The sequence below is a fragment of the Anaerobacillus sp. 1_MG-2023 genome, from assembly GCF_030547345.1.
Classification (GTDB): domain Bacteria; phylum Bacillota; class Bacilli; order Bacillales; family Guptibacillaceae; genus Guptibacillus; species Guptibacillus hwajinpoensis_B.
Genome location: NZ_JAUORD010000021.1, coordinates 1 through 25,058 on the forward strand (window position 1 = coordinate 1; position 25,058 = coordinate 25,058).

The 25,058-nt window shown below is 39.1% G+C and carries 24 protein-coding genes; 16 read left to right on the forward strand and 8 right to left on the reverse strand.

Translation table 11 applies throughout. From position 1 onward, the window contains the following. Positions 1 to 91 precede the first annotated feature (91 nt). A complete protein-coding gene (rpiA, locus tag Q4550_RS22025) occupies positions 92 to 757 on the reverse strand; it encodes a ribose-5-phosphate isomerase RpiA (protein WP_303536091.1) in 666 nt (221 codons plus the stop codon). Positions 758 to 1,102: 345 nt separating this feature from the next. Between rpiA and gndA the strand changes: the two genes are divergently transcribed. After that, a complete protein-coding gene (gndA, locus tag Q4550_RS22030; protein WP_194221066.1) occupies positions 1,103 to 2,515 on the forward strand; it encodes an NADP-dependent phosphogluconate dehydrogenase in 1,413 nt (470 codons plus the stop codon). Positions 2,516 to 2,574: 59 nt separating this feature from the next. Here the strand turns inward: gndA and Q4550_RS22035 are convergent, their stop codons facing one another. The 3 genes from Q4550_RS22035 to zwf all read right to left on the reverse strand — a co-directional run bounded on the left by Q4550_RS22035 (position 2,575) and on the right by zwf (position 5,526). Further along, positions 2,575 to 3,150: a hypothetical protein gene (locus Q4550_RS22035; RefSeq protein WP_303536094.1), complete on the reverse strand. Its 576-nt coding sequence runs from the start codon at positions 3,148 to 3,150 to the stop codon at positions 2,575 to 2,577. An 84-nt stretch (positions 3,151 to 3,234) separates the two neighbouring features. Further along, positions 3,235 to 3,858 (reverse strand): cyclase family protein, encoded by a 624-nt coding sequence (locus Q4550_RS22040; protein ID WP_303536096.1) that lies wholly within the window; start codon positions 3,856 to 3,858, stop codon positions 3,235 to 3,237. A 174-nt stretch (positions 3,859 to 4,032) separates the two neighbouring features. Then, the gene (zwf, locus tag Q4550_RS22045; protein WP_303536097.1) at positions 4,033 to 5,526 is read right to left on the reverse strand and encodes a glucose-6-phosphate dehydrogenase; all 1,494 of its coding nucleotides are present in this window, start codon (positions 5,524 to 5,526) and stop codon (positions 4,033 to 4,035) included. 395 nt (positions 5,527 to 5,921) lie between these two features. Between zwf and Q4550_RS22050 the strand changes: the two genes are divergently transcribed. From Q4550_RS22050 to Q4550_RS22075, 6 genes are all read left to right on the forward strand, one after another. Beyond that, the gene (locus Q4550_RS22050) at positions 5,922 to 6,536 is read left to right on the forward strand and encodes a hypothetical protein (protein ID WP_303536099.1); all 615 of its coding nucleotides are present in this window, start codon (positions 5,922 to 5,924) and stop codon (positions 6,534 to 6,536) included. A gap of 121 nt (positions 6,537 to 6,657) precedes the next feature. Beyond that, positions 6,658 to 7,188 carry a DUF420 domain-containing protein gene (locus Q4550_RS22055; protein ID WP_303536102.1) on the forward strand — a complete coding sequence of 177 codons (531 nt, stop codon included), beginning with the start codon at positions 6,658 to 6,660 and terminating at the stop codon, positions 7,186 to 7,188. A 275-nt stretch (positions 7,189 to 7,463) separates the two neighbouring features. Continuing rightward, the gene (gene deoD / locus Q4550_RS22060; RefSeq protein ID WP_303536105.1) at positions 7,464 to 8,174 is read left to right on the forward strand and encodes a purine-nucleoside phosphorylase; all 711 of its coding nucleotides are present in this window, start codon (positions 7,464 to 7,466) and stop codon (positions 8,172 to 8,174) included. Between the two features lie 149 nt (positions 8,175 to 8,323). Further along, positions 8,324 to 9,796 carry a spore germination protein gene (locus Q4550_RS22065; protein WP_303536108.1) on the forward strand — a complete coding sequence of 491 codons (1,473 nt, stop codon included), beginning with the start codon at positions 8,324 to 8,326 and terminating at the stop codon, positions 9,794 to 9,796. Positions 9,797 to 9,823: 27 nt separating this feature from the next. Then, positions 9,824 to 10,912: a GerAB/ArcD/ProY family transporter gene (locus tag Q4550_RS22070; protein ID WP_303536111.1), complete on the forward strand. Its 1,089-nt coding sequence runs from the start codon at positions 9,824 to 9,826 to the stop codon at positions 10,910 to 10,912. Then, positions 10,902 to 12,002 (forward strand): Ger(x)C family spore germination protein, encoded by a 1,101-nt coding sequence (locus tag Q4550_RS22075; RefSeq protein WP_303536113.1) that lies wholly within the window; start codon positions 10,902 to 10,904, stop codon positions 12,000 to 12,002. Before Q4550_RS22070 ends, Q4550_RS22075 begins: the two co-directional genes overlap by 11 nt. Here Q4550_RS22075 and Q4550_RS22080 read toward each other — a convergent pair whose 3' ends face one another. Beyond that, positions 12,003 to 12,620, reverse strand: a complete 618-nt coding sequence (locus tag Q4550_RS22080) for an NAD(P)-dependent oxidoreductase (RefSeq protein ID WP_303536117.1) — start codon at positions 12,618 to 12,620, stop codon at positions 12,003 to 12,005. It lies immediately after the preceding gene. Between the two features lie 262 nt (positions 12,621 to 12,882). Between Q4550_RS22080 and Q4550_RS22085 the strand changes: the two genes are divergently transcribed. Both Q4550_RS22085 and Q4550_RS22090 read left to right on the forward strand, forming a co-directional pair. Beyond that, positions 12,883 to 14,088, forward strand: coding sequence for a M20 family metallopeptidase (locus Q4550_RS22085; RefSeq protein ID WP_303536120.1), 1,206 nt, complete (start codon positions 12,883 to 12,885; stop codon positions 14,086 to 14,088). A gap of 19 nt (positions 14,089 to 14,107) precedes the next feature. Further along, positions 14,108 to 15,955, forward strand: coding sequence for a helix-turn-helix domain-containing protein (locus Q4550_RS22090; RefSeq protein ID WP_303536122.1), 1,848 nt, complete (start codon positions 14,108 to 14,110; stop codon positions 15,953 to 15,955). Here the strand turns inward: Q4550_RS22090 and Q4550_RS22095 are convergent, their stop codons facing one another. Continuing rightward, positions 15,956 to 16,240 (reverse strand): hypothetical protein, encoded by a 285-nt coding sequence (locus Q4550_RS22095; protein WP_303536124.1) that lies wholly within the window; start codon positions 16,238 to 16,240, stop codon positions 15,956 to 15,958. A 269-nt stretch (positions 16,241 to 16,509) separates the two neighbouring features. On the opposite strand from Q4550_RS22095, the gene Q4550_RS22100 reads away from it, so the two are divergent. Then, a complete protein-coding gene (locus tag Q4550_RS22100; RefSeq protein ID WP_303536126.1) occupies positions 16,510 to 18,303 on the forward strand; it encodes an ATP-binding protein in 1,794 nt (597 codons plus the stop codon). A gap of 102 nt (positions 18,304 to 18,405) precedes the next feature. Here the strand turns inward: Q4550_RS22100 and Q4550_RS22105 are convergent, their stop codons facing one another. Next, positions 18,406 to 18,633 carry a helix-turn-helix domain-containing protein gene (locus Q4550_RS22105; RefSeq protein ID WP_194221080.1) on the reverse strand — a complete coding sequence of 76 codons (228 nt, stop codon included), beginning with the start codon at positions 18,631 to 18,633 and terminating at the stop codon, positions 18,406 to 18,408. Further along, positions 18,608 to 19,096: a universal stress protein gene (locus tag Q4550_RS22110; protein WP_303536128.1), complete on the reverse strand. Its 489-nt coding sequence runs from the start codon at positions 19,094 to 19,096 to the stop codon at positions 18,608 to 18,610. Before Q4550_RS22110 ends, Q4550_RS22105 begins: the two co-directional genes overlap by 26 nt. 394 nt (positions 19,097 to 19,490) lie before the next feature. On the opposite strand from Q4550_RS22110, the gene Q4550_RS22115 reads away from it, so the two are divergent. From Q4550_RS22115 to Q4550_RS22140, 6 genes are all read left to right on the forward strand, one after another. Further along, positions 19,491 to 20,420 (forward strand): metal ABC transporter solute-binding protein, Zn/Mn family, encoded by a 930-nt coding sequence (locus Q4550_RS22115; RefSeq protein WP_303536130.1) that lies wholly within the window; start codon positions 19,491 to 19,493, stop codon positions 20,418 to 20,420. A 20-nt stretch (positions 20,421 to 20,440) separates the two neighbouring features. Further along, a complete protein-coding gene (locus Q4550_RS22120) occupies positions 20,441 to 21,196 on the forward strand; it encodes a metal ABC transporter ATP-binding protein (RefSeq protein WP_303536132.1) in 756 nt (251 codons plus the stop codon). 12 nt (positions 21,197 to 21,208) lie between these two features. Next, positions 21,209 to 22,576: a metal ABC transporter permease gene (locus tag Q4550_RS22125; protein ID WP_303536134.1), complete on the forward strand. Its 1,368-nt coding sequence runs from the start codon at positions 21,209 to 21,211 to the stop codon at positions 22,574 to 22,576. After that, entirely contained in the window at positions 22,573 to 23,457 is an 885-nt protein-coding gene (locus tag Q4550_RS22130) for a metal ABC transporter permease (protein WP_303536136.1), read from the forward strand. Before Q4550_RS22125 ends, Q4550_RS22130 begins: the two co-directional genes overlap by 4 nt. Before the next feature lie 375 nt (positions 23,458 to 23,832). Then, positions 23,833 to 24,672: a DUF1206 domain-containing protein gene (locus Q4550_RS22135; RefSeq protein WP_303536137.1), complete on the forward strand. Its 840-nt coding sequence runs from the start codon at positions 23,833 to 23,835 to the stop codon at positions 24,670 to 24,672. A 20-nt stretch (positions 24,673 to 24,692) separates the two neighbouring features. Further along, positions 24,693 to 25,022 (forward strand): thioredoxin family protein, encoded by a 330-nt coding sequence (locus Q4550_RS22140; protein WP_303536138.1) that lies wholly within the window; start codon positions 24,693 to 24,695, stop codon positions 25,020 to 25,022. The last annotated feature ends 36 nt before the right edge of the window (positions 25,023 to 25,058 follow it).

The following is a 25,058-nucleotide window of genomic DNA, read 5'->3' on the forward strand; positions in this document are numbered from 1 at the left end:
CCCCTCCAAGCATCATTCTTTCCTCCACCATATCATGGAGGTTTTTTTGAATGTCTACTTAAAGGGGATAATATCAATCTGCCGGGTTTTATTATTTCTCCACATATGTAATTGTGTTTTCCTGACCAATAATGGCTTTAGCTGCATAGCCAATAAAAAGCCCGTTGTCTACAACACCTGGAATCTGATTAAGATTGTCGTGCAAAGTAGAAGGGTAATCAATTTCTCCGAACTGACAATCGACGATGTAGTTTCCATTATCCGTGACGTAAAATGAACCTTCATTTTTTCGTATGGCCGTTTGACATCCAAATTTCTTTAAAGCGTTAATGGTTTTTAAATATCCAAAAGGAACGATTTCTACTGGAAGAGGAAAGGACCCAAGCTTTTTCACAAATTTATTAGAGTCAGCAACAACGATCATATGTGTCGAGTGATAAGCGATAATTTTTTCGCGAAGTAAGGCACCGCCACCTCCTTTTATAAGGGTTAAATCTTCTGTAAGTTCATCTGCCCCATCAATTGTTAAGTCAATGGATGACACTTCTTCAAGGGATAGAAGGGGAATACCGTTATCGCGAGCGAGTATTTCAGTATTGGTCGATGTGGCTACTCCCTTAATATCCAATCCCTCTTTAACCATGCGGGCGATTTTGAGGATTGTCCAATAGACAGTACTGCCAGTACCGAGCCCAACAACCATTCCATTCTGAACATAGTTAGCGGCTTCTTCGCCTGCGCGTTGTTTTTCGTTCAAAATTCAATCACTCCTTTTCTATCTATGTTAACTCATTAAGTATAATCGTTATTTCCCCTGTTTCCCAATGATGAATTTTGTAAGCGCATACTTCGTTGGCGTGATAAGGATCTAGTGAATAGGTCATTTTAAATCATGATATTTATAGGTTATTTATACCCTGTTATTTAGTTACTAATCTTTGCACGGTTAGCAGGAAAGACGTATAATGCATACTGTCAGACTGTTCGCGTGACTAGGTTGATAGCAGGTGAACATACTATTTAAATAGTATGTTCACTTGTAACAAAACGGTTTGCGATTGGTGAGTTAACGAAAAATAGGAAATGAGCTGGAGGGAATAAGATGTCAAAACAACAAATTGGTGTTATTGGATTGGCGGTTATGGGGAAGAACCTTGCGATGAACATCGAAAGTCGCGGCTATTCTGTTTCTGTGTATAACCGATCTGAAGAAAAAACAAAAGAAATGATGTCAGAAGTTGAAGGACGAAATTTTCAGGATACATACAGCATTGAAGAGTTCGTTCAATCTCTAGAAACACCTAGAAAAATTTTGCTAATGGTTAAAGCCGGCATGCCGACGGATGCGACGATTGACCAGTTGCTTCCACATCTTGATAAAGATGATATCATCATTGATGGCGGGAATGCGTTCTTTAAAGACACGCAAAAGCGTAGCGAAGATTTGAAAGAAAAAGGTATTCGCTTTATTGGTACTGGTGTTTCTGGTGGAGAAGAAGGCGCACTTAATGGTCCTTCTATTATGCCTGGTGGACAACCGGATGCGTTTAGTGAAGTTGAAGATATCTTTAAGGCGATCGCTGCAAACGTAGATGGCGATCCTTGTACAACATATATCGGTCCAGATGGAGCGGGTCACTATGTGAAAATGGTGCATAACGGCATCGAGTATGGTGACATGCAGTTAATCGGCGAAGCTTATTACATGATGAAGAACGTGCTTGGTCTTTCGACTGATGAGCTTCACGAAGTATTTAAAGAATGGAATAAAGGTGAGCTTGATAGCTACCTTATCGAAATTACAGCTGATATCTTTACGAAGAAAGACCCTGAAACAGGCAAAGCGCTTGTAGACGTCATTCTCGATACAGCTGGACAAAAAGGTACAGGTAAATGGACAAGTCAAAGTGCTCTTGATCTTGGTGTACCACTTTCAATCATTACGGAATCTGTTTTCTCCCGCTTCATTTCTGCAATGAAAGAAGAGCGCGTGAAAGCAAGCAAACTTCTTGCTGGACCTAATGTCCCAGCGTTTGATGGTAATAAAGAAGAACTAATTGAGAAGATTCGTAAAGCTCTCTACTTGAGTAAGATTTGTTCTTACGCACAAGGCTTCGCACAAATGCGTTCTGCTTCAGATGAGTATGATTGGAACCTAGATTACGGTTCAATCGCTATGATCTTCCGCGGTGGTTGCATTATCCGTGCTGGTTTCCTTCAAAACATTAAAGAAGCTTATGACCGTGAGCCAAGCTTAACGAACCTTCTTCTTGATCCATACTTCAAGGAAATCGTTGAATCTTATCAGGGTGCTGCTCGTGATATCGTTTCACTTGCTGTACAGCGTGGAATTCCTGTTCCTGGGCTTGCAAGCGCGATTGCTTACTATGACAGCTATCGTAGCGAAACTCTTCCAGCAAACCTTCTACAGGCGCAGCGAGACTATTTCGGCGCTCATACGTATCAGCGTATTGATCGCGAAGGTGTGTTCCACACAGAATGGCTTGAAGACTAAAAGTTAAACAAACAACCGCTAATCACTTCCTTAAGGGAGGGTTAGCGGTTTTTTTACTTTCAGTTTTTTAATTTATACACCATCTTTATGCCAACTTGAATGAATTGCAAAAGAACGCCAATGAGTATGAGTAAAAAACTAGCATAAATGCATGACCATTTGATTGAGGTGAAGAATGGTGCACTCCATGAAATGAATGAGAACGTAGTTGGATAAAAATACATGACAGCAGATGTTGAAATGTTTTCTAAGTAATCAAATAGAACACCGAAAGCGGGGAGTAAGTTAAGAAGAAGCCATTTTTCGTTGGAAATAGATCGGAAGAGAACAGTAATCGATGTGGTTAAAAAGAACCAGTAAACGAGCGGCCAAATAATATCAAAGCTGAAACGCTCTTTAATATAATAGCTTCTCCCGCTTTCTCCATATTGCTCTGCAACGCTATATAGCTTTTCGGGAGTATAAAAGAAAGAGCCATCAGGAGAATCACTTGTTCCAGTGACTTCATGAGATCTTTCCGATACTTCAGGAAGAATAAATGCGAGAAATAAGGCGAAAATGACCACAGAGAAGAACCATATACATGGAGTCAATCGAGAATTTAACTTACTAGAAAGATAAAGTAGGGACTTCATGAAAACCCTCCATATTATCAGTATGGGTAAATCAATCACAGAAGATAGTAAGAAAGCCAGGGATTCTCCCTGGCTTTCTTTGTACTATGCTTCTTTTAATCCTTCAAACAATAAAACGCGAGCAGGTGATGCATCTGTTCCTTGAAGTTTTAAAGGTGCAGCAACCATGAAGTATTCTCCAGCGGCCACGTCTTTTAGGCGTAAGCCTTCCATGATGATAACATCCTTTTCGAATAAAGAGCGGTGTGTAGGGTGCTCAGGCTGGCTACGTTCAATACCAAGACCATCTACGCCAACTCCGCGAATGTTTCGCTCTGCAAGGTAGCGTGCAGCGTCTTCACCAACGAAAACAAAGTCAAAGTTAAATTCCTCTTCGAAAGAGTTTTGTGATTTGAAAAGGATAAAGTCTCCTTCTTGGATGTCTTCTGCTTCAATATCTTTATCAGATATCGCACCTTTTACATTGGTGACGTCGATTACTTTGGCTTTACCAACAAGATCTTCTTGATTAATCGATTCAATCGTTGCTCCATCATTCACCATATGAAGCGGAGCATCTACGTGAGTTCCCGTATGTACATCAAGTGATAGACGAGACTCTGTTACATGTCCATTCGTCTTCGTGTTGATTTCAGGCTGTTTTTCTTCCTTGTTCTTATAAACGGCCATTCCATTAAAGATAGGTGCACTTACATCATACATTTTCATTAAGAAACACTTCCTTTCAAATAGTAGTGTATATGATAAAGAAAGATACGTGAAGCACGTATCTTTCTTTTGTCATTTTGAATTAATTGCGATGAATCGCAGAAACTACGATGTTTGTTGAATAGGAACACAAAGAGCGTGTTCAATTTATAGAGTTCCAGCGTCTCAATCACTTTACTCTTTCGGTAGGGGCCACCAGTGTAAGTTGTCATTTTCAAGAAGCTTATCTGCCGCTTTTGGTCCCATCGAACCTGCTGGGTAGTTCGGGAAGTCCTGTTCTTTCTCGTTTGCCCATGTAACCGAAATAGGGTCAATGAACTGCCATGAGAGAGCTACTTCATCCCAGCGAGCAAAGTTTGTTGCATCTCCGCGCATCACATCATGAAGCAAGCGTTCATATGCTTCTGGGGAGTTCATGTTGTTTTCCTGATCGTTATTGAAATTCAACTGGATCGGTGTTGTTTTACGCATATCGCCTGTATCTTTTGCATTCAAGTGAAGCGTAATGCCTTCTTCAGGTTGAATGTGAATAACAAGAATATTCGGTCCAAGCTTGCCACTTTCATTCTTATAGAGGTTCATTGGCAAGTCTTTGAACTCAATCAGAATTTTAGTAGATTTATTTGTCATTCGTTTACCAGTGCGAATATAGAATGGAACACCCGCCCAGCGGAAATTATCAATCATTAGCTTCGCTGCAACGAATGTTTCTGTATTTGATTCTTCATCCACATTATCTTCTTCACGGTAGCCTGGTAATGTTTCTCCATTTACTTCGCCTTGCTTGTATTGACCGCGAACGAAGTAATCATTTACTTCTTCCGGTTTAACAGCACGAAGCGCGCGAAGTACTTTAACCTTCTCACCACGAATCTCTTCTGTTGAGAGGCTAACAGGCGGTTCCATTGCTAGAAGTGAAACCATCTGTAGCACATGGTTTTGGACCATATCACGTAGGGCACCAGACTTTTCATAGTATCCGCCACGTGTTTCGACACCAACCGTTTCACTAGATGTAATCTGGATATTTGAAATGTGGCGACTGTTCCAAAGTGGTTCAAACATCGAATTGGCGAAGCGAATCGCTTCGATATTCTGCACCATTTCTTTTCCAAGGTAGTGATCGATGCGATAAACTTCATCTTCAGAGAAAACTTGACGAATTTCATCATTCAGCTTTTGAGCTGATGGGAAATTGTGGCCAAAAGGTTTTTCGATAACGAGGCGATTAAAGCCATCACCATCTGTTAAACCTTCAGAGTCTAGATTTAATGCAATTGTTCCAAAGAATTCTGGAGCCATCGCCATATAAAAAATGCGATTTCCAGGAATGTTAAATTTCTCATCAAGCGATTGGGTTAATTCATTTAACTCCTGGTAAGATTCTTTCTTTGTAACATCAAATGGTTGGTAGAAGAAGTGACTGCTAAATTCTTCATGCTTGTCATCTTTATCCATGCATGCTGTATGTATAACAGAGTCATGAACATTTGAACGGAATTCTTCATTAGTAAGTTGTCTTCTTGCTACTCCAACAACAGCGAAATCCTCTGCAAGTACTCCCTTGCAATAGAGATTATAGAGTGATGGAAATAGCTTGCGTTTGGCAAGATCTCCTGTTGCACCGAAAATCACGATAACAGAAGCCTGTTTTGATGGTTGATTCATCTTTGTGACCTCACTTTTTGATTATTGCTGTTCCAGAGGGAACTTATGGAAGGAACAGTGAATTCCTTAATTCATCAGTAAAGACTGTTAGTGATAAAACGTCTGCTGAAATTCTATCGATCCCGTAATAGAAGATATTACCGGGTTCCCAAGTAAAAATTTTATAGCTTTTTCGCGTTAAAATCAAATTGTGTGATTGAAGTTACGGTAGGATTTTGAAAAATAAATATAATGGTACATGGCTGAAAGCGATACCAAGCTGATTCATTTGCGGAAAGGTATGTACAAGGATTACGAAGGGAAGATTCGTAAATTTTTTTGGAATAGAATGAATAGATTCAATTACGGCGAATATAGTAGGTAAGTGATTGAGAAGAAAAGGGAGGATGAGTACAATGTTAAAAAAACTGGTCATCTTCTTCCTGCTTCTTGCTTTCAGTATTTCATGCTCAACTGTTGAGGAAAAGCCTCAAGATTCTGGAGAAGTGGAAGCAGAGCGTACAGAATCTGTACAAAGTATTGTAATGAAGCAAGGGTATAACGTGTTAAATGCGATTAAATCGAAAGATGCCAAAACGCTTTCTAAATTTGTTCATCCAAAAAAAGGTGTGCTATTTTCTCCCTATGGAACGATAGAAGTAAAACGAGCTCAAGTGTTTATGCCAGCTCAACTAAAAGAGTTCTTTAAAAACTCTAAGCAGCTTGAATGGGGAACAGAAGCAGGAAGAGGGGATCCTATTCGTTTATCGCCTGAGGAATATTTTAATGCATATGTATACGATGAAGAATTTAGCGAGACTGAAATCGTAACATTTGATGGCATTCATCAGGAAACAAATAGCATACAGAATATTAAGGATGTGTTTCCGGAAAGTCACTATGTCGAATTTTTTGTGCCTGGGTCGGAAGAATTCGAAGGAATGGATTGGAAAAGTCTTAAATTGGTATTCTCTGAATATAACGGACAATTCTATTTAATTGGGATTATTCATGATCAATGGACACCTTAATGTGAACAATTCGTGTCACAAATTTGAACTTTACGTGTGAGATGAATCTCATTGGTTGCTCAATCCGAGAAACTTTCTTATCCTTAAAAGGTAGATTATTGTGATAAGGAGAAGAAATCTAATGAATGATGTTAAACAACGGAATTATACACCATGGATTGTCGGGCTATCAATTGCAGTGAATGTGCTCGTTGTTGTTCTTTTTTTCCTACCTGAGTATAGTGGTGACGTAGGATTTGATATTACGCTGCTTCCTTTGCTAAATGCTGTTTTTAATAGCTTTACATTTGTTTTCTTAGTAGCAGCGCTCATTTTTATAATGCAAAAAAATATTAAAATGCATAAGCGGTTTATTTTTGCTGCTTTTACAACAACGGCACTCTTTCTCGTTTCATATGTGACGTATCATGGGCTTTCTGAATCCACTTCGTTTGGAGGAGAAGGCATCATCGTTCCCATTTACTTCTTTATTTTAATTACGCACATTATTTTAGCTGCCGCTATAGTTCCTCTGGCTTTAATTACGGTTACGAGAGGATTAAACATGCAAGTGGATAAACACCGTAAAATCGCTAGGTGGACGATGCCGATCTGGCTTTACGTTAGTATGACAGGTGTTGTCGTTTACTTGATGATCTCACCATATTATTAAGACCTTGGATAAGAAAGTCTGAAGCATTTGCTTCGGGCTTTTTTTATGGTTAAGTTAATGAATGATGTTGATCTTTGGTTCATTTACGCTCTGTGATGACCAACCGAATAAGCCAAAGATCAACAACAGTATACTTAGCATTTAGTAAGCTGGATAGCCTCTTGTATAGTGTGTTTTAAGGAAGGACAGGCTACATTTATATGATTGCGTGTGGCATATGGGCGGATCTTATGCTACTTTTGTTAGTGTACGTATTAATTCAAGGAGGTACGATTATGAGTGTTCATATTGGTGCAAAACAAGGGGATATTGCGGAAACAATACTATTACCAGGTGATCCGCTTCGTGCTAAGTATATCGCAGAGACATTTCTAGAAGATGTCGTTTGCTACAACGAAGTAAGAGGTATGCTTGGATATACGGGTACATACAAAGGCGAACGAATTTCTGTTCAAGGAACTGGAATGGGTGTTCCTTCTATTTCGATTTATGTGAACGAATTGATTCAGAGCTATGGCGTTAAGAATCTTATTCGCGTTGGAACATGTGGAGCTTTAAAGAAGGAAGTAAAAGTAAGAGATGTTATTCTTGCGATGAGCGCAACATCGGACTCAGGTGTGAATCGCCTTCAGTTTAATGGCATGGACTTTGCTCCTACAGCTGATTTTAACCTATTGAAAAACGCATACGACGCTGCAGCTGAAAAGGAAATGAACGTTCATGTAGGGAATGTGTTTACAAGTGATTCCTTCTATCGTGACAATCCGGAAATTTTCCAGCAGCTTGCTGACTATCAGGTTCTTGGTGTAGAGATGGAAACTTCTGCTTTATATACAATTGCTGCTAAATTCGGTGTGAATGCTTTAACCGTGTTAACCGTTAGCGATCATATCGTAACGGGGGAAGAAACGACTTCTGAGGAACGTCAAACAACCTTTAAAGAGATGATGATTATTGCACTTGAAGCGGCACTAAAACAAAAATAAAACGAGAAGAAGACGGCTAATAAAAAGCTCGTCTTCTTTTTTTGTTTTCATTTAGCATCAATTGTATTTGTGACTTCTTTATCCCAAGAAATGCATATTTCACACGTTATCTCCAAAAGCTAGAACTAATGTAAGAGGGAGGATTTACAGTGGGTAAAAGAAGAACAATCAAACGACTTCATAAATTAAAAGAAATGGGTCAGCAATCGGATAACCAAAAAGACAACGAAACCAACCTTCAGGAGCTTGTTTTAGATAACTTCAGCGGTTGTGATGACCTCGTTCATCGAACGTTCCCAGAGCTAGGCATTTCAATAATTTATTTCCTACATTTAGTAAACGATCAACTGCTGAAAATGGAGTTGCTTGAACCATTTTACAATGCTTCTGAAGAAGCTTCCCTTCCTTTCCTTAGAAGATCGAATTTTCACAAATTAGATGATGAGAAGAAGCTAATTGATGGCATTTTAAAGGGAGAGGCGGTTGTTTTTCATAAAGAGACTGCTTATTTGATCAATATCTCCGGACCAAAGCAGCGTGAAATTCAGCCTTCCGAAACGGAAACAACGATTACGGGACCACATGAGGGATTTGTCGAGAGCAGTGAAATCAATCTTTCGATGATCCGAAGGCGTGTGAGAAGTTCACATTTGAAAATCAATGAAATTCCAGTAGGAGAAGTGGCAAACGGAAGCGTCTATGTTCTTCATATTAAAGGAATTGCAAATGATGAAATCGTTCAAGATTTGATTAATCGGATTGAAAAAATTGAAATTGATGCCGTTTATGATTCACATATACTCACTCAATTAATTGAAGATCAACCTAATGCGCTTTTTCCACAATTTATGTTAAGAGAAAGGCCAGATGCGATTGCAGCAGCACTTGTAGAAGGAAAAGTTGTCATTGTGATGGACGGTAGTCCTGCAGTGATTATTACCCCTTCCAGCTTCTTTGATTTCTTTCAAACGGGTGATGACTATTACCAAAGGTGGATTACGGGAACGGCAACAAGACTACTGCGCTTTGGTGCATTCATTATTACGATTGGGTTTACGGCCCTTTACGTTGCCGTCACATCCTTTCATTATGAAATGATTCCCCAGTCACTTCTAACAACTCTTGCCGGTTCGAGAAGCAAAGTACCATTTGATCCTTTATATGAAGCGTTAATAATGGAAGTCACGCTTGAATTCTTACGAGAAGCCGGGGCACGCTTGCCTACAAAAGTTGGCCAAACGATTGGTATTGTAGGCGGTATTGTCATTGGACAAGCGGCAGTTCAAGCGGGGATTACAAGCAACGTACTCATTATTGTTGTGGCAAGCTCAGCCATTGCTTCTTTTGTAGTTCCAAGTTATGTGATGAGTGCAAGTATCCGACTGACGCGATTTGGTTTAATTCTACTCGCAGGAATACTTGGCAACCTCGGAATCGTAATCGGTTTGACGATCCTTGTGATTCATTTAAGCAGTTTAACGAGCGTTGGCGCGCCATATTTAGCGCCATTATCTCCGTTTTTGAAAAAAGACTGGGGTGACTTCTTATTAAGGGCTCCATACTCATTAATGAAAACGAGACCAGCTATACCGAGAAGTTCAAATAAAAAAAGAATGAAATAAGTAGCTGATAGAAATTGAGGGATATTTATGTCGGAAAAAATCGCGCCATTCCACCTCGCCATCCTGATTTACATGATTCAATCAGGTGTAACGCTATATAAATTGCCTCGAATGCTGGCGGTGAATTTCGGAACAAATGGCTGGGTTATGATTCTTATTATTTCCCTCATTGCTGGCTTTAACATCTTTCTCGTTTCTCTTGTGAATCGTTTTAGGAGGGGAGAAGATGTATTTGAAATTATGGAAGGGCTTGTTCCGCAAAAGGTTCTTGCCCCTTTTTATGTCATATTAGCGATTATATGGTCGATTCTGCCCCTTCTAGTAGGTAAAGATTATATGCTCATCACGCAAGTCCTTGCTTTTCAAAATACCAGTTTGCTGTTGCTATACAGTATCATCTTGCTCCTCGCCCTATATCTTGTCCTTAAAGACATCTATACGATTACGAAAACAACAACCGTTTTCTTTTTTTTTACGATTTGGATGACATTTATGCTCATTTATCATATTCCTTATTCTTCATTTATGCGTTTAACCCCATTTATATTTAAAGGTGGCAATAATCCCATCCAAGGAATGATCGAGGTTTATACTGCATTCCTTGGTTTTGAAATTGTGCTCTTTCTCTTTCCTTATATTGATCAAACAAAACCTAAATGGTTTCGTAGCGTTTATGTTGGGCATGTCATTACAACAGTTGTATATGGGCTTACATGTTTCGTTTCATTTATGTATTTTTCATTTGATCAGCTTAAATTAACTAGTTTTCCAGTGCTGAATTTGATTGCCTATATTGAAATTGAGCTTATTGAGCGGATTGAAAGTCTTGTTTTCAATTTGTTCTTGATGAAAATTCTTATAACCGTCGTTATGTATTTATGGGCGGCGAAACTTCTTCTTCATAGAGCAATACCTGCTATTAATGAAAAGTGGTGTGTATTCATACTCATCTTTGTGGCCTATTTGATCACGTTAAAGGTAGATGTAGCATATGAGCTAGCGCCCTGGCTGTTGATTTTTGGATTAGCAGCTGCAGGGATTGCGTTTGGGCTTCCTATACTATTGCTCGTAACGCTTTGGATCAGAAGTATAAGGAGGAAACGACATGCGGAATAACAGAAAGCTATGTTTTGTTATCTTAGCCATGATCGTTCTGACAAGCTGTAATGATAAGAAAGTAATTGAAGACCTGGCGATTATTAGTATGATTAGTTTTGACCGGATAGAAGGGGAGGAAGGAAAGTTAAAAGTAACGGCTTCATTTCCCGATTTATCAAGTGAGACATCCCAGAAGGACGAAATCATTGAAACGGTAGCCAATTCAAAAAAAGAAGCTGAAGATCTTCTATCATCCAAAACGAGGCAACAGGTTGTCAATGGACAAATCCATTCGATCATAATAGGAAGAACGCTAGCTGAGGAGGGAGTTAGTCGTGTCATTACATCAATGGAAAGAGATCAGGAAATTGGTTCACAAGTGAAGCTGGTGATGGCGTTTGGAGAAGGGGAGGAGATTATTAAGACAGATGTTGAACCAGATGTAGGTAGCTATGTTGATAAAATGTTAAAAACAGAAACGGATAAATTTACGATTCCAGAGATGGACATTTTTCATTTTTCAAGAGATTACTTTGATGATGGCATAGATCCCGTTGCGCCTCTTTTTACTAAAGAAGATGATGATTTAGTGTTAAAGGGAACTGCTCTTTTTCGAGAAGATCAGTACGTGGCTCATTTGGATTTATTTCAATCAAAAGTATTCTTGTTTCTTCTTGGGAAAGTAAAAAAGGGGGAATTAACGATTAAAATTCCGGATGGTGATAATATCCGCAATCTCCATTTTGATTATATTAAGAGTAATAGGAAAATTAAGGTTGTTAAAAGTAATGGTAAGGTGGATCACATTCAAATAAAAGTGAAGATGCGTGGCTCAGTCATTGAGGATACTGGAGCAAAAGATATATCAAGTACTATCGAAACTAAGAAAATTGAAAAGGTGATTGCAAAACATATTGAAGATGACGGCGAGGGGATTCTTAAAGTGTTAAAAGAAAATCACACGGATAGTCTTGGACTAGGGCGGTATATTAGGCATTCACTATCTTATGAAGAATGGAAGAAATTAGATAAATATGACTACCTTGAAACAATACCTGTATCAGTAAGCGTCGATGTGACGATAAAAGATACAGGCATGTCACAGTAGTTAGTAAGCAATCCCCACACGTTTACAGGAGTGATTGCGATCGAATAGTTCCTTGTATACAAATGCAGCCGTGTCTCCGGTTGATATTTCACGACCACCATTAGGAAGATATTCTTCTTCCACGCGATATTCTCCTATTGCGGGGCCATCTGGTAAATAAGTAGGACAGATGATTGACCAGTCCAGATCGCTAGCAGAGAGCATTTCATAAACAGCAAGATGTTCCTTTGCTGCTCGCGTTGTCTTTCGTTTAGATTCAGAGGATTCAAAACGATAGACAGTTGGTTCGACTCGGCTATTAAGTATGCCAGCAGTTCCTACGGTGATAATCCGGTTAATCTGTTGCTTTTTCATCACCCGTATTAAGATCGGGGTGCTTTCTGATAACGTTGTTGTTTTATCAGTACCAAGTGCACTAACGATCACATCAACGTCCTTGGCGGCTTTTTCAACGACGTCTTCATTGAGAACATCCCCTTCGACAATCGTAAGGTTACTATTTGTAGGGAGCTTCTCAGGTGATCGTGCTAAAACAGTCACCTGATGCCGATCGGAGAGAGCTAATGTAAGAATGTTGCTTCCGACTCGTCCTGTTGCTCCTAAAATCAATATATTCATCTTGACTCTCCCTTCTAATACTATTCATTTTAAAAAAGGAATACCTCTATTGCAACTAACGATATTCATGGAATGACAATACTCGGCACTAGTCATTTTGGTGATTCAATGAAAATACAGCGCTTACATAGAAGAATCCTTTATATTTCACAATAGATTTCTTATTTCTACTTATAAAGTTCAGAATTTTTGTTAAAATACTCGTAACGTAATAAGAGAGTGAAGTTTATTTTGTTTTAGATAGAGGAGAGGGGAATGAAACATGAGAAAAGCGCTTTTTGAGAGATTAGAAGATTTAGTACCACAAATGATTGACCTAAGAAGAGATCTTCATCAGCATCCTGAATTGTCATTCCATGAAGTACGAACACCTAAACTAATTGCAGATTTCTACGAGGAACTTGGTATGGACGTTAAAATAAATGTCGGTGGCAGAGGAGTGGTGGCTTCTTTAGAAGGAGCAATGCCAGGAAAGACAGTTGGGTTACGTGCTGATTTTGATGCCCTTCCAATCAATGATGAAAAAGAAGTACCCTACAAATCCACTGTCCCAGGTGTGATGCATGCGTGCGGTCATGATGGTCATACATCAACTCTTCTCCACTTAGCAAAAGCACTACATGAGCAAAAAGATCAATTAGCAGGTCGCGTCGTCTTTATTCATCAATTCGCTGAAGAGATTACACCTGGTGGAGCAAAGCCAATGATTGAAGACGGGTGCCTAGAGGGAGTGGATGTTCTTTTTGGAACACACCTTTGGTCTGGATTCCCAACAGGAACAATTGCGTATAAACCAGGACGCATTATGGCTGCTGCCGACTCTTTTGAAATTGTGATCAAAGGGAGAGGTGGCCATGGCGGTATTCCCCATGAAGCGCTTGATTCAATTGTGATCGCCAGTCAGTTGGTTGGTAATCTTCAACAAATTGTCAGCCGGTTTATCAACCCTTCCAGTACAGCAGTCATCTCTATCGGTTCATTTCACGCAGGTTCAGCTTTCAATGTCATTTCAGAGACGGCAACATTAAAAGGGACGGTTAGAACCTTTGATCGAGACGTTCGCGAGAAGATCATTGGATATATGGAACAAATGATTAAAGGCACTTGTGAGAGTAGCGGGGCAGACTATACATTTAGTTATGATAGAGGATACCCTCCTGTAGTTAATCATGAAAAAGAAACGGTGATGTTGAAGGAAGCTGCAGAAAGAGTAGCTGATGTGAAAAATGTTATAGAAACGGAAGCCTTAATGGTAGGAGAAGATGTCGCTTATTATCTAGAAGAGGTTCCAGGAACGTTCTTCTTAACCGGGGCAGGTAATGCTGAGAATAAATCGACGTATCCTCATCATCATCCAATGTTCGATATTGATGAGAACGCTATGTTGATTGCTGCCAAAACGCTTGGAGAAGCAACGTTAGCTTATCTTGAACAACATCGTTATGAGACGGAAGAAGTTAACACATAAAATAAAAGGAGTGAAATGGATGGCGAGGGGTTTACTTGAGAATGAGGCAGAACTTAGCAAAAGGCAGTTGCATTTACTTATGCAAGTTTCAACAATTTTTAATTCTTCACTAGATTTCTATTCCGTCATTCAGTCTGTTATAGAAGAAGCCGTCTCAGCCATTGATGCAGCTGATGGTGGTGTGCTTTTTCTATATGATAAAGAACAAAAAGGTTTAAAAGTGGCTGGGTCGACAGGGTTTCGAAAGAAGACGGTCAATGAAGTCATGCTCCGTTCAGGTGAGTCGATGACAGGTCTTGCATTTGAGAAAGAAACCACTTTGCACTTCAAAACAAGTGATGAAGTTGAAAAAGCTATGGGGACGATGTCTCATCAAAATGCTAGCTTATATTACCAATCTGCACATGAGCTACCGTTGAGTACGATTTGTATCCCGATTAAAAAAGAAGGTACTTGTACAGGGGTCATAGTGCTCGACCAGTTTAATGGGGGAAAAGGATTTACAGAAGATGATATCCGACTTGTGGAAGCTATTTCTTCACAGGCGGCCATTGCACTAATGAACGCGAATTTGTATCAAAACAAAGAAGCTTCTTTACAGAAGTTAAAGCAATTTAATCAAACAGTGATTCACCAAAACGAAAGTCTATCGATCTCAGTAGATACACACCAGGCCCTGTCGGACATAGGGATGAATGAAGACTCGTTTAAAGAAATTTGCACGTATCTCACAAAGTCTATTGGAAAGAGCGTAGCCATCTATGATCCATTTGGAGAGGTGAAGGCTTCCAGTCAGATTGAATGGAATGCAGAAAAAAATTTACAAAGCATTATTCTTAATCATTTGAGTACCATTCAAAATGAGACAAATGAGTTAGAAGTTGTGCAAACTGACGAAGATTCTTTACTTTTTCCTCTTGGCCGATTGTCATTTCCACTCGGTTATCTCGCTATTCTTTCTGAAAAGCTCCCACTTACAAGATTTGAGCAGTCAGCCGTTTTTCATGCCTGTACAGTTGCGGGTCTTCAGCTAATGAAAAAGGAATCGGAGCATAAAGAACAACAGCGTTTAACTGGAGAATTACTCATCCATCTTCTATCGCCACAAGAGGATGAAGCGGATTTAAGTTACCTTGCAGGACGTTTGAAGACAGGATTAAATGGTTATTTCACAATCGCTTTAATCGATGTACCTCAGGAGTTTGAACAAGGACGTGAGGAATGGCTTAGAAGATGTATTCATGCATCTATTAAACATTTACTAGAGAAAAATCATCAAAAAACTGTGCGTGTTACAGAGTGGGGCCGTCAAATTGTCTTGCTGTTCCATCAAGATGATGAGAAAGGCATCGAATCATCAATTCTCACTGTTAATCAGTTCATCCAAGACTTTAATGAGTTAATCGCTTCTGTCACAACTGAAAAAATTTGTAGAATCGGAATTGGAAAACCAGTTAGAGGAATCCGTGCCATTGATCAATCTTTTCAAGAAGCGAAGAAGACGATTAAATTTCTAAAGCGATTTACATTCGCGGGTTATTCATCTTGGTATGGAGAAATCGGGGCGCTTCGACTCCTGTTAAACAATAAAGAAGAAGATCTAGCAAGCTATGCGCTTGAGTATCTCTCTCCGTTGCTAGCTTATGAAAAACGTCGCAAAGGAGAGCTCTTTCAAACTTTATTTGTTTACTTATCGACCGGACAAGATTTAAAAAACGCTTCTGAACAGCTCCATGTTCATGTTAATACGATGAATTATCGAATTCAACGCATACAAGAAATACTAACGATTAATTTTAATGATCCTTCTGATCTTATGAATATCCAAGTGGCCTGTAATATTTATCGTTATTTATTTGAAGCCTAGTTATTCATCGTCTGGCTGAAGATAGGGGCGAAGTTTTCTTACGTATCGTCGAATGTCGAATAAGAGTTTAGTTTGTAATTTTTTTTCTTCTTCGAAATTTTGGATATGAGAGATGGATGGGAAAGATCCGTGTTCATTGAAACGAACGGGAATTAGTCCTGTTTTTAGCAGTTCACCATTTTCTCGATTGATAAACTCCACTTCTACGTTCGCTTCAAGCGTGTTAGGTATATGATGGTCTTGTAGTCGCTTAACTTCCTGTACTTTAAATAATATTTGCGGCATATAAGATCCTCCTTCCTTTTCCCCATACCCTTTTTTGAAATAAATTAGCCATAAGATATGTTTGTAACAGCCTGCCCTTTCATGCAGGCTGTTTTTATTTAGGAGCTTTCTTGAACTGGTTAAATGATTGGGAAATGAGATGGGAAAATTGTATCATCTAAGAAAATGTGGAAGGAATTTGAAGATGAATGTCTAATGACTACTATATAGTGAAAGGAATTACTTGCACTTGAACTGATTTTGTTATGGAAAACGGAGTGGAGCGTATCATGGAAGACCTCATCTATGAATTTCATTTTTTTCTTATTTTGATTTCGATCTTAATGGTAGTTAGCTATACTTATACAGCTTTTGATTTTCATGAGAAGGCTTACAATTTGGCGCATTCATATCGACAGCTATGGATATTCGGCAGTGCATTAGCAATGGGGGCAGGGATTTGGATTCTACAGTATCTTGTACTGTTAGGGATCTCAACAGCTGACTCAACCTTTTACAATCCATGGTTTGTTATCATTACATTAGTTATTCCTATTGTTGGATCACTCCTGTCATTCAACATCATTTCATCAAAAAGACAATTGAAACAGTTGGTTGTGGCAAGTTTCTCTCTCACCATAGTTTTGGTCTTTTTACAATTGCTAACATCTGTCTATTTATTAGGAGAGATTTATCGATTGACAGATTGGTGGAAAATTGTCATTCCAGGTTTGATCGCCTTTATTTCGACAGTTTGCAGTTTTTGGTTAGTTTATGGTGTATCAAATGAAAAACAGAACTCCTGGGGGAAATTATCAGGGGCAATTGTGTTTGGCCTAGGTACTCTCGCCCTTCATTATTTTACGATGGTTTCTTCGGCTTCAAATTCAAATTTTAAAGTAGAAAGCTACAGTGGAAATACGGTGTTACAGTATCTTGTATTGATTGGCATATTCATTATTTCTGTTTTAATCTTAATTAGTGTGATTCGAGGTCAAAAGTTAGAAGAACAGGCCACACAACTTCAGGAGAGTGAGCGGAAATACCACTCACTCGTCGAAAATAGTCCCGATGGTATCATGGTATTAGATATTAGCGGTCAAATACTTAATATGAACCCCGCTTTAGAAAAAATGAGTGGCTACTCATCGAATAGCACAAGTAATAAAACGAGTTTTCAATTCGTGGATCAGCGTTATTTAAAGCAGACGTTGAATTGTTTTGAAAGAACGAAAGAAGGGATTCCGCAAAAGTGTGAATCTGCCATTGTTCACCGAGAAGGTCACTCGGTTCATGTGAAGTTGATTTCAATTCCACATATAGTTCATGGAAAAGTGCAGGGTGTTATTGTCATAGTGGAAGATATTACAGAATTTAAAGAAACAGAAGCACTGCTAAGACGCTCAGAGAAATTAACTGCGGTAGGAGAGCTTGCAGCAGGAGTTGCACATGAAATAAGAAATCCTCTTACTTCTTTAAAAGGATTTGCTACATTAGTTTATAGCTCTTCTGAAGACGATAAATCAAAAGAGTTTCTTCAAATCATGTTATCGGAAATTGATCGTATTAATTTCATCGTGAGTGAATTTATGCTCCTTGCCAAACCTCAAGAGAAAGAGTTTGGAGAAAGTGATCTTATTTCATTGCTTCAGCACGTCGTCGCCCTTCTTAAATCACAGGCGATCCTGAAAAATATCGTTATTCGAACACAGTATGAGTGTGATCACTTTCCTATCTTAGGAGAAGAAAATCAGCTAAAGCAAGTGTTTGTCAATGTCGTTAAAAACGCTATTGAAGCTATGCCTAATGGCGGGAATATCTTTGTAAAGCTACAAGAAAACGAGAAAAAAGAAGCGGTTATCACGATTGTAGATCAGGGTGTAGGTATTCCAGATCACCAATTACCAAGGATCGGAGAACCATTTTATACGTTGAAAGAGAATGGGACTGGACTGGGACTAATGGTTAGTTTTAGCATTATTGATAACCATAACGGGAGAATGCGTTTAACAAGTGTTGAAGGAGAAGGAACTACCGTCGAAGTGATCCTGCCTGTTTATGAGAATAAACTGGTGAACGTTTGAAGAAATGGAGTTATTACAAATGAAGAAAACGAGAAAAACGCGCTAGCAAGTTGCTAGCGCGTTTTTCTCGTTTTCTTCATATCGTTTTTAAATACTATCATTTCATGTATCCGCTTTTTCTAACTGCTCAATTGTTTCCTTTTCAAGAAATTCCGAGGCTGGAATATCTAAAGCTGTTGATATTTTTAAAAGTGTTTGAACGTCTGGCTGATAGCGGTTTTCTTCTATTTTCTGCATAAGTCCCGCTCCAATCCTCACTTTCACCGCTAATTCTGAAATGGTTAAGTTGGCTTCCAAACGGTGCTTACGTATTTTGTCTGCTGTGTTCATCTTTCTCAGCCTCCTCAGCAGGTACTTTACTTCCTCTTACGACGAGTACATCACAAGTTGCGTGGCGAGTGATATGTTCAGAGACGCTGCCCATCAGCAATCTTTCTACGCGGTTCATCCCTGTTGCTCCGCAAACAATTAAATCTATTTTATTTTGTGGAGCGATTTTTCTTGCGATTTTTGCTTTTGGGGATCCGTATTCAATAACTGTATCAACATTCGAAATTCCTGCCATTCGTGCTTTTTCTTCGTATTCCTTTAATAGACGCTTTCCAAAGTCTTCTGCTCGTTCCGTTGCGATATCGTAAAGTTCAAAAGTTGAGAAATTTCTCGTGTCAATGACATGAGCAATCAGTAGGGTCGCCTCGTCTTGAATCGAAAGTTCTACAGCTTTGGAAAAAGCAATCTCTGCAGAATCAGAACCGTCAACAGCAACAAGTATGTTTGAATGTTTTCCGCTCATTCTAATACCCCCCAATAGAAACTTTATTTCTTAGCTTTATTGTATAGCGTCTCATTCATCATTACTGTGAGATATATCACTATTAAGATGAAAATATTCTATTTCAATAAAAAACGGCATAAACTTAAGTTGACAAAACTGCATTCATGCGATAGTTTTGTGCTAGGGAAACATTTGTGGCAAAGGGAACGTTAGTTGATTAATATTACACATGTAAATTTTTTTACTTCAAAGTTGCCTTAGGGAAAGAATCATTTAGTTGGTAAAAAACACAGCTGTTAAGCAAATGTTTTTCGTTAAATTGAAATAGATAAGCACCTTACAGAAACAACGCCCATACGTTAGGTAAAGGGAAATGGTGTCGGTATAAATAGAAAAAGAGAGGTTGGTAAATGTGAAAAAGTGGTTAGGATATGTTTTCGGAGCAGGTTTATTTTTGATCGTGATGTCGGGGTGTAGCAGTACTGAGACAAACAAAGATAGTGAAGGAAAAATTAATGTGACGACAACCATCGGGCAAATTGGAGACATTGCAGAAAACATTGGTAAGGACCATGTGCAAGTCGATTCCTTAATGGGTCCTGGTATTGATCCTCACTTATATAAAGCCTCTCAAGGAGACATAAATAAGCTATCGAATGCAGATATCATTTTCTATAATGGTCTTCATCTAGAAGGGAAAATGGGTGAGATATTTGCGAAGATGAAGGGAGAAAAACCAACCTATCCTGTTGCAGAAGCTATTCCTGAAGAGAAGCTATTAATTACTCAGGGAAATTCAAAAGCCGTTGATCCTCATGTGTGGTTTGATATTGATTTATGGAAATATGCTGTGCTAGAAGTTCGCGATGGATTAATTGAATATGATCCCGATCACAAAGAAGATTACGAGAAGAATGCAGAAGAATATCTAGAAGAGCTATCTAAGCTACAAGAAGAAGCACAATCAAAATTGAATGAAATCCCAGAAGAGAGTCGTGTTCTTGTTACAGCTCACGATGCATTTCAATACTTCGGTCAGGCATATGGTATGGAAGTGAAGGGGCTGCAAGGATTAAGTACAGATTCAGAATATGGACTTAGGGATGTTCAAAACCTTGTGAATGTATTAGCAGACCAAAATATTAAAGCTGTTTTTATTGAAAGCAGTATCTCAGAACGTTCGATTAATGCAGTCGTTGAAGGAGCAAGAAAAAAAGGTCATGAGGTTGAAATAGGTGGCGAGTTGTTCTCGGATGCGATGGGTGAGAAGGGTTCACCTGAGGGGACGTATAAAGGCATGTATCAACATAACATTGAAACGATTGTGGAAGCGTTGAAATAGGATAAGAAGGAGGTAGGGATATGAATCCAATTAATGTATCAAATTTAACGGTTGCCTATGACCGTAAGCCTGTACTTCAGGAAGTAACGGTTGAAATGCCAGAAGGAAAGCTAATAGGCGTAGTTGGTCCAAATGGTGCTGGTAAATCAACGTTGATCAAAGCTATTTTAGGGTTAATTCCAATAGCCTCGGGATCTGTAGAAATTTACGGAAAATCATATCGTACTCAGCGAAAACTAGTTGGCTATGTACCACAGCGAGGGTCAGTGGATTGGGATTTCCCTACGAATGCTCTTGATGTCGTATTGATGGGAAGATACGGGCATATCGGTTGGTTTAAACGGCCTGGTAAGAAGGATACTGCTATTGCTATGCAGGCGCTTGATAAAGTGGGCATGAAAGAGTATGCAAATCGGCAGATCAGTCAGCTATCAGGTGGCCAACAACAAAGAGTGTTTCTTGCAAGAGCCCTTGCCCAGGATGCGACAGTTTATTTCATGGATGAACCATTTGTTGGCGTTGATGCAGCTACTGAAAAAGCCATTATCTCCCTTTTAAATGAGCTGAAAGCACAGGGAAAGACCGTCCTTGTTGTTCACCATGATTTGCAGACAGTGAAGGAGTATTTTGATTGGACGCTTTTGTTAAATAAAAGAAAAATTGCTCTCGGTCCTACAGATGAAGTATTTACGATTGAAAACTTACAAAAAACATATGGTGGAAGACTATCATTTCTTGATTCTGAGGTCAGCACACCATTTGTAGTTCAACCTTAAGGAGGGAGAATAATGTTAAATGAGCTCCTCCTAACGCTACAGGATGCAAATACACAGTGGGTGCTATTTGGTACAATTCTTCTCGGAGTGGCAAGTGGTGTTCTTGGTAGTTTTGCCCTTCTTAGGAAACAAAGCTTAATTGGTGATGCTATGGCACATGCAGCACTTCCTGGGATTTGCATTGCTTTTCTACTGTATGGAACAAAATCGATTGGATGGTTTTTAGTAGGTGCAGCGATATCTGGCTTACTTGCAACCTACTTTATTCAAGCTATTATTAACCATTCCCGTATTAAAGAAGACACGGCGATCGGATTGGTACTCTCAGTATTTTTTGGATTTGGGATTGTCTTATTAACGAAAATCGCTCAATCTGAAAATGGTAATCAGAGTGGTCTTGATGACTTTATATTCGGTCAGGCAGCATCGCTTGTAGGAAATGACGTTCGAGTTATTTCGGGGATTGCCATCGTACTCCTCGTAATCACCTGGCTACTCTTTAAAGAATTGAAACTATTTACATTCGACCGCCAATTCGCAAAAGGAATTGGATTACCTACAGGGTTTCTTAATGCATTATTGATGACACTAGTCGTCAGTGCAGTGGTGATTGGTTTACAAGCAGTAGGAGTTATTTTAATGGCCGCTATGCTCATTACTCCTGCAATATCTGCAAGGTATTGGACTGATCGACTTGATCGGATGGTTATAGTAGCTGGAACAATTGGTGCTTTATCCGGAATTCTTGGGACTATATTAAGCTCTATGGCTAATCGACTTCCGACAGGACCTGTCATCGTCATTGCAGCAACGGTTATTTTCTTAATTTCGCTCGTTTTTGCTCCAAACAGAGGGCTTTTATCGAAAGGTTTAAGATTGTATCGCGTTCGAAAAAGTGTTGCTAAGGAAACCGTTTTTCAAACGATGTATGATCTTTCTGAAGAAGGCAGCTTATCTACTACGAATTTTGCGTTCAGTATAGCTCAGCTTGAAGAAAGAAGAAAAATGCCACGTCGCAAACTAGAGTCGATTCTACATCAGTTTCAAACAGATGGATACGTCTTCCAGCAAGTGAGTGGTAAGTGGCGCCTCACTGAGTTAGGTGCTTATAAGGCGCATGAAATTACAATGAACAATCGACTATTCGAAATTTACACGATGTATGAAATGAAATTTGCTCATCTTCAATCAAAGACAAACGATGAGTGGCATTATAAAGACCTTCCTGCAAAAGCCATAGAAGATCTTACACGTTTAATGGAAGTTCATGAACGGGCGCTTAAGTTAAATCCAGTTCATTTTGCTAGAGGAGAAAAGTATCATGTCAAAGCACCTTCTCAAAGCACGAAAAAGCGTAAGAAGGAGGTGAATTCTTCATGAGTTATGGAGCATGGATTATGCTTACAGGTTCTTTAGTGGGAGTATCGTGTGGGATCATCGGGTGTTTTTTAATATTACGTAAAATGGCGATGCTTGCTGATGCGATCAGTCACACCGTTTTGCTAGGGATTGTATTAGCATACCTTGTAAGTCATTCACTAGAAGGGATCTATATGCTTGTTGGTGCAGGGATTATAGGTCTATTGACCGCCTTTTTAGTGCAGGTTCTTCATTCAAGCGGTGTGCAATCTGATGCCGCTATCGGTGTAGTGTTTACTTCCCTATTCGCATTCGGAGTTATTCTTCTGTCAGCTTTTGCTAGTAAAGTACACCTTGATGTTAACCACGCCCTTATGGGAGAAATCACCTTTATTCCGTGGAACACGTTAACAATAGGTGGAATGGACCTTGGACCATCCGCGGTCTGGATGCTTGGAAGTGTGCTGGTGATTAATCTTATTTTGATTTTCACTTTTTATAAAGAGATTAAGATAAGTTCGTTTGATCCTGCGATGGCTTCGGCTATTGGTATTCCAGTTATGTTCATCCATTACCTACTCATGTCAATGGTTTCAATCACGACGGTTGCTTCTTTTGATAGTGTAGGGGCTATTCTAGTCGTAGCCATGCTTATTGTACCGGGAGCTACAGCCTATTTATTGACAGATAAATTACTTGTGATGTTAATCATCAGTGCAGGTGTTGGCGTAGTGGCGGCGATCGGTGGTTATTATGCTGCGCTCGCTTGGAATATTTCGATCTCAGGTTCTATGGCATCGATTGCTGGAGTGATGTTTACGATCACATTTATCCTTTCACCGAGACACGGTTTATTATCAAAAGTAATAGCAAGGAGAGGAATAATCGCAGATCAGTCTTAATCATTTAACGCGATGAATCGCAAAAGAAATGATTCAAAACTATATGAAAATTATGTGATCTGTAGTATAGTAAAGAAATGCGATAGCTTGTGTCCACAAGACTATCTCCTCAATTAGTAGCCCTGTAAGCGAATGCTGGATTCGCTTACAGGGCTTTTTTCATTGAGTAATTACATTCTGTCATTCTCTTGATTTCTAGAATAATGATACATTCGAGGAGTGTTTCCTCAAACGTAAAGTAAGGACTAAAAGAGTCCGAAATTGAACTTTCCTATAAATGGATAAGCAGAATCATAATCTTTTAGATTGAAAGTAAGCATTACTGGGAATAGAAAGAATGGATAAATGATATGAAAGAATGGAAGGAGATTGACAATGGACACTGGTACTGCGGCGAAACACAAAGCAAAACAAGCATCAAATGATGTTAAACCATGGATAAGAGGATTAGCAAGAGTGGGGTATGCAGCTAAAGGAGTTGTTTACTTAATCATCGGGATTTTAGCTCTACAGGCAGCATTTGGCCCAGGTGGTAAAACGACTGACTCAAAAGGTGCTTTTGCTACTATTGCAGGAAAGCCATTTGGCGAAGCACTTCTATGGATTCTTATAGTTGGGTTAATCGGATATTCCGTATGGAAAGGTATCCAGGGGATAAAGGATCCAGATCATTTTGGTAATGATACGAAAGGTATTTTAATTCGTATTGGATTTGTTGGTGCGGGTATTATTCATTTATTTCTTGCCTATAATGCTGTATCTATTATTACAAGAGCGGGAAGTTCATCTTCTGGCAGTAAGCAATCAATGTCTGCTAAACTATTAGGACAACCATTTGGTCAATGGATCATTGGATTTATTGGATTATGTTTAATCGGTTTTGGTATTTATCAAGTTATTCGTGGTTACAAGAAATCCTTTATGAAACAGCTTAAACAGTATGAAATGCACGATCAAGAAGAATGGTGGGGCAAACGTGCTGGACAAATCGGACTTGCAGCACGAGGTGTTGTCTTCACGATGATGGGTGTATTCTTTATTCAGACAGCGATCACGGCTAACCCTGATAAAACAAAAGGGCTCGATGGAGCGCTTTCGGAATTAGCTAAACAGCCATATGGTGCTATCTTGCTTGGATTAGTTGCCATTGGATTTATTGCATATGGCATTTTTATGTTTGTAAAAGGGAAGAATAGAAGAATGCAAATTTCTTAATTTATGAAGTATTAAAGAAGGTGAATCAACTGAATCAGACGACACTTGAAGAAGCAAGAAATGGAATTGAACAGAATCGCTTGTACTTTTTGTATTTGTATGGAACAAATTGCTCTGTCTGCCATGCTCTTTTGCCTCAAGTTGAGGAAGTATTAGAGGATTTTCCACAAATCATACGAGAGAAGTTAAACGTTCATGAAATTCCAGAAGCAGCAGGCGCCTTTTCTGTTTTCACCATTCCCGTCCTTTTGTTATATGTGGAAGGGAAAGAAAGCATTAGAGAAGCGCGATTCGTTAATATCGACTCCCTTCGTTCATCGGTCAATCGAATTGTTACGATGTTAGATTAGCTGAAAAACACTCAATATGAGTGTTTTTTTGTTTTA

Bases quoted from the DNA above. Each gene is read 5' to 3' on its own strand.
- gndA (WP_194221066.1), top strand. From the start codon at position 1,103: ATGTCAAAACAACAAATTGGTGTTATTGGATTGGCGGTTATGGGGAAG.
- Q4550_RS22035 (WP_303536094.1), bottom strand. From the start codon at position 3,150: ATGAAGTCCCTACTTTATCTTTCTAGTAAGTTAAATTCTCGATTGACT.
- Q4550_RS22040 (WP_303536096.1), bottom strand. From the start codon at position 3,858: ATGAAAATGTATGATGTAAGTGCACCTATCTTTAATGGAATGGCCGTT.
- zwf (WP_303536097.1), bottom strand. From the start codon at position 5,526: ATGAATCAACCATCAAAACAGGCTTCTGTTATCGTGATTTTCGGTGCA.
- Q4550_RS22050 (WP_303536099.1), top strand. From the start codon at position 5,922: ATGTTAAAAAAACTGGTCATCTTCTTCCTGCTTCTTGCTTTCAGTATT.
- Q4550_RS22055 (WP_303536102.1), top strand. From the start codon at position 6,658: ATGAATGATGTTAAACAACGGAATTATACACCATGGATTGTCGGGCTA.
- deoD (WP_303536105.1), top strand. From the start codon at position 7,464: ATGAGTGTTCATATTGGTGCAAAACAAGGGGATATTGCGGAAACAATA.
- Q4550_RS22070 (WP_303536111.1), top strand. From the start codon at position 9,824: ATGTCGGAAAAAATCGCGCCATTCCACCTCGCCATCCTGATTTACATG.
- Q4550_RS22075 (WP_303536113.1), top strand. From the start codon at position 10,902: ATGCGGAATAACAGAAAGCTATGTTTTGTTATCTTAGCCATGATCGTT.
- Q4550_RS22080 (WP_303536117.1), bottom strand. From the start codon at position 12,620: ATGAATATATTGATTTTAGGAGCAACAGGACGAGTCGGAAGCAACATT.
- Q4550_RS22085 (WP_303536120.1), top strand. From the start codon at position 12,883: ATGAGAAAAGCGCTTTTTGAGAGATTAGAAGATTTAGTACCACAAATG.
- Q4550_RS22090 (WP_303536122.1), top strand. From the start codon at position 14,108: ATGGCGAGGGGTTTACTTGAGAATGAGGCAGAACTTAGCAAAAGGCAG.
- Q4550_RS22095 (WP_303536124.1), bottom strand. From the start codon at position 16,240: ATGCCGCAAATATTATTTAAAGTACAGGAAGTTAAGCGACTACAAGAC.
- Q4550_RS22100 (WP_303536126.1), top strand. From the start codon at position 16,510: ATGGAAGACCTCATCTATGAATTTCATTTTTTTCTTATTTTGATTTCG.
- Q4550_RS22105 (WP_194221080.1), bottom strand. From the start codon at position 18,633: ATGAACACAGCAGACAAAATACGTAAGCACCGTTTGGAAGCCAACTTA.
- Q4550_RS22110 (WP_303536128.1), bottom strand. From the start codon at position 19,096: ATGAGCGGAAAACATTCAAACATACTTGTTGCTGTTGACGGTTCTGAT.
- Q4550_RS22120 (WP_303536132.1), top strand. From the start codon at position 20,441: ATGAATCCAATTAATGTATCAAATTTAACGGTTGCCTATGACCGTAAG.
- Q4550_RS22125 (WP_303536134.1), top strand. From the start codon at position 21,209: ATGTTAAATGAGCTCCTCCTAACGCTACAGGATGCAAATACACAGTGG.
- Q4550_RS22130 (WP_303536136.1), top strand. From the start codon at position 22,573: ATGAGTTATGGAGCATGGATTATGCTTACAGGTTCTTTAGTGGGAGTA.
- Q4550_RS22135 (WP_303536137.1), top strand. From the start codon at position 23,833: ATGGACACTGGTACTGCGGCGAAACACAAAGCAAAACAAGCATCAAAT.